This window comes from Bradyrhizobium sp. NAS80.1, assembly GCF_001908205.1.
Classification (GTDB): Bacteria; Pseudomonadota; Alphaproteobacteria; order Rhizobiales; family Xanthobacteraceae; genus Bradyrhizobium.
The window spans coordinates 1-779 of sequence record NZ_LGHL01000398.1; the positions used below are offsets into that span (position 1 = coordinate 1).

The 779-nt window shown below is 63.5% G+C and carries 1 protein-coding gene; it reads right to left on the reverse strand.

What is annotated here, in order from left to right; all coding sequences use genetic code 11:
* Positions 1–6: 6 nt before the first annotated feature.
* On the reverse strand, positions 7–624 hold the full coding sequence (locus AC629_RS43805) for a hypothetical protein (protein ID WP_084810775.1): 618 nt from the start codon (positions 622–624) through the stop codon (positions 7–9).
* Positions 625–779: the final 155 nt, after the last annotated feature.

Genomic DNA, 779 nt, shown 5'->3' on the forward strand with positions numbered 1-779 from the left:
TTGACGCTAAGACGTTGACGCATCGTTGCTTTCTCCGTCGTGAGACATTTCGTCGTGAGACACTTCGGCCTCGATCGTCGTAACAGATTGATGTTGCTGGCTTTTCGCTACAGCGTCCTCAAGGCTCCGGCCGCCCACAATCGCGAGGTTCTCGACCCTGCCGATGCCGATGATCGGCACCACCGGATCGCCCTTGGCGGTCTCCGGCGCCCGCTTCGCGTGGATGTACGGCAGCGCGTCGGCCCGGCATTGCTGCTGCCAGCGCGCGATATCCATCACCGAGGCGCCGAGCTTCATCCCGCAATCGCTGGCGATCGTGCGCAGCTCCGTCACCAGCTCGCGCAGCGGCCGGCCTGCGATCGACATGGACGCCGTTAGCGGATCTCCGAAGCGATCGACGAGATACTGCGCGACGAGATCCGTGCGGCGGTTCTTCGCGCCTTGCGGCCTTCCCGGGCCCCGTGGCGCAAGAGGCGAAATTCCGAGCGGTAGTAGATCGTCCAATCGCTTGTCCGCCTGGTCGAGCGGCGCCGGCACGGCGCCCGAGCTGGCCTCGCCGCCGCGCGCGCGGCCGGCGTGTGTGCCCTCAACCGCGCCTTTGGACGTCCGATCGGCGCCGCTCACGGCCTAACCCCAATATTTAATTGGCGAATTGCCGCCCGGGCGAGATCGGGCAGGGCCGAGCGGTTACAGCGATAGGGCCGTTGTAACCGTGCTGTAACCGCATTTTCGGCAACAATATCAATCATTTATACCTCGTGGTTACAAAGTTACAGAGT